This is a genomic window from Treponema sp. R6D11 (assembly GCF_054786075.1).
In genome coordinates, this window is record NZ_BDHD01000141.1 from 1 (window position 1) to 4,658 (window position 4,658).

The window sequence follows — 4,658 nt, forward strand, 5'->3', positions numbered from 1 at the left end:
TAACGTTCCGGCGGTAACTGACGTTTTTGCTTTTGCGATAAGGAAACTGCGAAGCAGTTTCTCGCAAAAGCAAAAATGTGGCGGAGCGAAACGCCACAAAGGGGCGAAGCCCCGACTGGCGTTTTGCGTAGCCTAGCCGCCGAAGGCGGCGTACAGTTACCGACCTGTTAAGCGACGATTTTTGATTTTTCAAATATTGTTATTGAGTTTTATTTACATCAATTTTATATATTCCAATATATTCCTTTTCATTTACCTTATAACATAAATTTATTTCTAAATACTTAACATTTAAATCTTGCATGGTTGCTTTTGAATTACCAGAACCAAAATACATATAACCATATGCAAAACCACTATTATTCGATTCCACCTTATAATAGTCAAAAGATTCTATAGGTATATTTAAATTATTATTTGATCTTATATTAAGTGGTGGGATTTTTAACATATGATTTCCTTTATCATCTTGAAAATAACATTTTTCAGGAATAAATGTTATTGTTGAATTTGTTAAATTTTTAACATTAATAGTAATCTTTTCTATTAATGGCTCATTACTGTCAAAAGAAACATCATTTATTGTTACTTCGATTAGTTGCTCTCCTTCAGAAAAATTCGTTATATCTGCTCTAAACGTCATACAAGAAACAAAAAAAACAACTATTATTGAAACAAATGAAATATTTTTCATACATTCCTCCAATTATTAAAATTATATCAAAAAATATTATTTTGTCAACTATTTTTTTAAATATTTGACTTCAAAAATTGTCGCTTAACGCTGTGTAGGCGACATAAATTGTCGTCTTATGTACCGAATCCGTACTGAAAACGACACGGATGTCGTTTTCAGTGCCGAATCTGCTGTGTAAATGACACTGTATCTTTTATTGGGGATTATGTCAATAGTTCGTTTGTACATAAGACGACACAAACTGTCGTCTTATGTACAGAATTCGCTATGTAGACCGACAGTGTATCTTTATTGGGAATAATGTCAAGCGTATATCCGCATAAAATTGAAAAATATCAATATAAACTATGTGAGTGGAACATGGAATTTTATCTTTTAGTACAGGTTGTGAAAACAGAAGGCTTCAATATTGGCTTATTTCTTGATATTTCTTTGTTTCTCAAGTTTATCTGCATCAGCAATATCAATATTTCTTGCGCTTGTTTTTTTGTTTATTATTAAATCATCTATTGCAATTACATTTATTTTTACACCATCAATATCCAATATTTTTTTTCTTTTAAAACAATCATTTATATCAATGCCATCCGCGCTATTTATCATATCTATTTGTATTGGTGAACTTCCTATCCTTATAACATATCCATCCTCTTTAAATTTCTCTAAATCAATAGGAGGCGCTCCAAATTCATCTAATGCTTTTTTAATTTGATTTAAGTTTTTTTGATCATTTGAAAATAAAAAATCAATATCTTTGGTTGCTCTTGGATGACCGTATATTCCTACAGCCCATCCGCCAACAAGTAAATATTTTATCTTATTCTTGTTTAAATATTGTACAAATTCTTTGAATTCTTCCGGTAGTTGCTTTTTTCCCATAAAAACACTCCCTTAAATAAGTAACAGTTTGCAACCTTTCCTTTATTGAAGCGTTACTCCAATACTCACTATTCATTTCATCAATATCTTCTCTTTTTGCGATAATAATTTTACTTTTATCAAATGATTTCATGTTTATTTTTCTCTTTTCATGCAGGTATTTTTATTTTGCCGGATTTACGAATTGTTGCAAGATGTTCCTTTTCTTCCTGTTTTACTTCATATATTTCAATAAGAGCTTCTTCCAGTTCTTTCAAAGAAACACCTTGTGTTGAATCATCTGGGTAATTATCAAGAAATCCAACAAAAAATTCCCCATCTTTCCAGTATGTATATTCCAACTCCATTGTTTTTCTCCATATAAGAAATGATAACTCATAAGAAATCAACGCTTTATTGTTTAATAAATATTACCTCTTATTGTGAATAATGTCAAGACAATTTGTATAGTCATTATAAAAACACTGGGTGCATCCTATTCCCCTTCGTCCATGTGGTCAAAGGGACTTGGGATTGACAAGGCTTTTTTTCGGGCGACATGGGTGTAGCGTTCGGTGGTGCGCAACGACGAGTGTCCCAATAAATCCTGAATATACCTGATGTCAGTCCCGCTTTCAAGAAGGTGTGTTGCGAAAGAGTGCCGCAGACAGTGGGTTGAAGCCGTTTTATTTATTTTAGCTGCTTTAAGCGCGTCTTTGAATATGTGTTGTGCGGAACGGATATTCAAATGCTCATCCGGCTTTGCGCCCGGGAAAATCCAGTCGGTGATATTGTACTTGCGGTAATATTCCGTCAAATCTTTTATGACCGCTTCCGGCAAAATAGTATATCGGTCTTTTCTGCCTTTACCTGCCGTTATAATTATCGCTTTCCTTGTGATGTCGATGTTTTCTTTTTTAAGGTTGACCACCTCGCTGACACGCAGACCTGACGCGTATACAAGTATCATTAAAAGGCGATGTTTCAGATTTCTTTCAGCCGCTAAAATTTTTTTGATTTCGGTTTTTGACAGGACGATGGGCAGTCGCCTGTCCTGACGGGGGCGGTGCTGTTCCTTAATAATGTCTTTTTGTAATACTCTCTGATAAAAAAATTTAATCGCACTGAGCGCCAAATTCATTGAAGCCGCTGAATAGTCCATTTCTTTTTCCAGAAAGGCGAGAAACTGTTTAATGTCTCCCTGTTGAATTTCTTCTGGGGGCTTCTGGAGGATTTTGCAAAGAAGGCGGATGTAGTACAAATAATTAACCTTGGTTTTATGGCTGTATTTTACGGCGCACAGTTCGGTATCAAGTTTCAGTTTCCAATGTTGGGGAAATTTGTCAGGCAGGTTTTGCAAATTGACAGGCGCGGACGCAGTGGCGGCGTATTTGATTTTCGGCTGTTCCGTGACCGTGCTGGTGGTGGCGGTTTCTTTACTGTCCCATGACCTTTCCCAAAAACCGAACACTTTAACGGGAACGGGGGATTGATCACTCACCTTTACAAACGTGACTCCCGGTGAATCTTTGCTGAACCGTTCCGCGCTCATATTTCCTTCCAATATAAATTCCTGTCGCGCCTTATCCCATTTCCCACCACGGGAAATAAAAAAATGGAAAAGGTGAGGGTCATATTCGAAAAGAGGAACCCTTACTCTGTTGGATTCACAAAAGATGTAGGCTACATCCATATTTAAAGTATAATTCAAACATAGCGAAAAATCAATAATCGTTCTATAGGAAAATATGTAAAAAGTCTTAAAAATTTTTCAAAATATTTTCAAAAATAGTCAAGCAAAATGACGAGTTCGCGCCATATATAGGTGTCGCTTGTGCGATTAAAAAATCTTTTTTGAGGAGTTGAAAATGAAACATCTAATTTTCTATGTAATGATTTTTTCATTACTGCTTGCCCTGTGTGGTTGCTCACATGACGCAAGCCAAGACGAAATTCAAACCGAGACCGAGACAGGTCTACCGCCTACTGTGGAAACCGACACCGAAACGGAACAGGGAGCGGAACAGGGACAGCCTGAAACAAACGAACGTTTAAATTCGACATTTCACAAAAACGGACTCGAATTTCTAAAAAGTTATTCTTTTAAGAAATTATGGGGAGTTTAAAGAAATATTGCATTTAACTTAAAATTTTATTGACTAATATTAAAATATTTTGTACTATTTCAAAAGAAAAATGTATGAAAAAAATACAAAGGGTGTCGAATTTAAACGTCCCTTTTTTCCAGCAGAAATATAGGTAAATTTACCTATAAGCAAAACCACCTTAATTTCGCCCTTTTTTACTGTTTTTTTGACAATTTTATCGCTGGCAAACTCAAATCCCTCTCGGTTCGCTCCTTGTTCGTGATGTTCGTTGTTAAATTTTCCTTAAAAAAAGTTAAAAAAATTCAAAACAGTTAAGCAAAAATCCCCAATCCCTCACAGTTAAATCATTAAATAGAAATATTTTAAAGTTAACAAAAAAACGACTAAATTAGTATATTTTTTACTTGTCGTCTATAAGGAAATTTCTTATTTTATAAGTAAGAGCAAAAAATCATTCAAAACTGTTAAATCTGCCATAAAAAAAGGTCGTATTTAGTAATATTTCTTTTATTTGTCGCAACCCGTTCTGACTAACTCTCACCGAGACGTTTGGATGGCGTTTTATTCATCTATATCATTAAACGGCGTGATGTTTTTTAAGGAGGAAATATCATGATTAATAATTTATTTATTACTAGAAAAGAAAAGATTGTTTTTCTTTTATTCATTATGTTATGTCTGTTAAGTTTATTTTTTACAAGCCCGTTATTTGCGTTAGAACCTGACAGCGGATTTTTGGGTCTTGGACCTGGAATTAACGGCGATACTCGGCATGGAATTTCCTATGGTGGCGTATTTTTACTTGGTGTTGATATAAACGCTCAATTTTCAGCAGGTTTAAAAACATCATTTTTTGATAATCTTGATACTGTAAGCGCCCATGAAACAGCGCTTTTCTTGCGTTATTATTTTCCGTTACCTCAAAATGTTAAAGCTCCATTTATACAATTAGAAGGCGGCGGTGTGATTTTTTTTGAACGCGGCTACCATAAGTA

The 4,658-nt window shown here is 34.6% G+C and carries 6 protein-coding genes; 2 read left to right on the forward strand and 4 right to left on the reverse strand.

The window, feature by feature from the left end:
• Positions 1 to 199: 199 nt before the first annotated feature.
• The 4 genes from ACYVTD_RS09930 to ACYVTD_RS09945 all read right to left on the reverse strand — a co-directional run bounded on the left by ACYVTD_RS09930 (position 200) and on the right by ACYVTD_RS09945 (position 3,107).
• A complete protein-coding gene (locus ACYVTD_RS09930; protein ID WP_461247621.1) occupies positions 200 to 694 on the reverse strand; it encodes a hypothetical protein in 495 nt (164 codons plus the stop codon).
• 417 nt (positions 695 to 1,111) lie between these two features.
• Positions 1,112 to 1,576 carry a nucleotidyl transferase AbiEii/AbiGii toxin family protein gene (locus ACYVTD_RS09935; RefSeq protein ID WP_461247622.1) on the reverse strand — a complete coding sequence of 155 codons (465 nt, stop codon included), beginning with the start codon at positions 1,574 to 1,576 and terminating at the stop codon, positions 1,112 to 1,114.
• A gap of 149 nt (positions 1,577 to 1,725) precedes the next feature.
• A complete protein-coding gene (locus tag ACYVTD_RS09940; RefSeq protein WP_461247623.1) occupies positions 1,726 to 1,923 on the reverse strand; it encodes a type II toxin-antitoxin system HicB family antitoxin in 198 nt (65 codons plus the stop codon).
• Between the two features lie 128 nt (positions 1,924 to 2,051).
• Positions 2,052 to 3,107, reverse strand: a complete 1,056-nt coding sequence (locus ACYVTD_RS09945) for a tyrosine-type recombinase/integrase (protein ID WP_461247624.1) — start codon at positions 3,105 to 3,107, stop codon at positions 2,052 to 2,054.
• A gap of 316 nt (positions 3,108 to 3,423) precedes the next feature.
• On the opposite strand from ACYVTD_RS09945, the gene ACYVTD_RS09950 reads away from it, so the two are divergent.
• Positions 3,424 to 3,681 (forward strand): hypothetical protein, encoded by a 258-nt coding sequence (locus tag ACYVTD_RS09950; RefSeq protein WP_461247625.1) that lies wholly within the window; start codon positions 3,424 to 3,426, stop codon positions 3,679 to 3,681.
• A gap of 594 nt (positions 3,682 to 4,275) precedes the next feature.
• A partial coding sequence (locus ACYVTD_RS09955) for a hypothetical protein (protein ID WP_461247626.1) occupies positions 4,276 to 4,658 on the forward strand: 383 nt, incomplete at its 3' end.

Coding starts and splice junctions, on each gene's coding strand:
- ACYVTD_RS09930 (WP_461247621.1), bottom strand. CDS start 694: ATGAAAAATATTTCATTTGTTTCAATAATAGTTGTTTTTTTTGTTTCT.
- ACYVTD_RS09940 (WP_461247623.1), bottom strand. CDS start 1,923: ATGGAGTTGGAATATACATACTGGAAAGATGGGGAATTTTTTGTTGGA.
- ACYVTD_RS09950 (WP_461247625.1), top strand. CDS start 3,424: ATGAAACATCTAATTTTCTATGTAATGATTTTTTCATTACTGCTTGCC.
- ACYVTD_RS09945 (WP_461247624.1), bottom strand. CDS start 3,107: ATGAGCGCGGAACGGTTCAGCAAAGATTCACCGGGAGTCACGTTTGTA.
- ACYVTD_RS09935 (WP_461247622.1), bottom strand. CDS start 1,576: ATGGGAAAAAAGCAACTACCGGAAGAATTCAAAGAATTTGTACAATAT.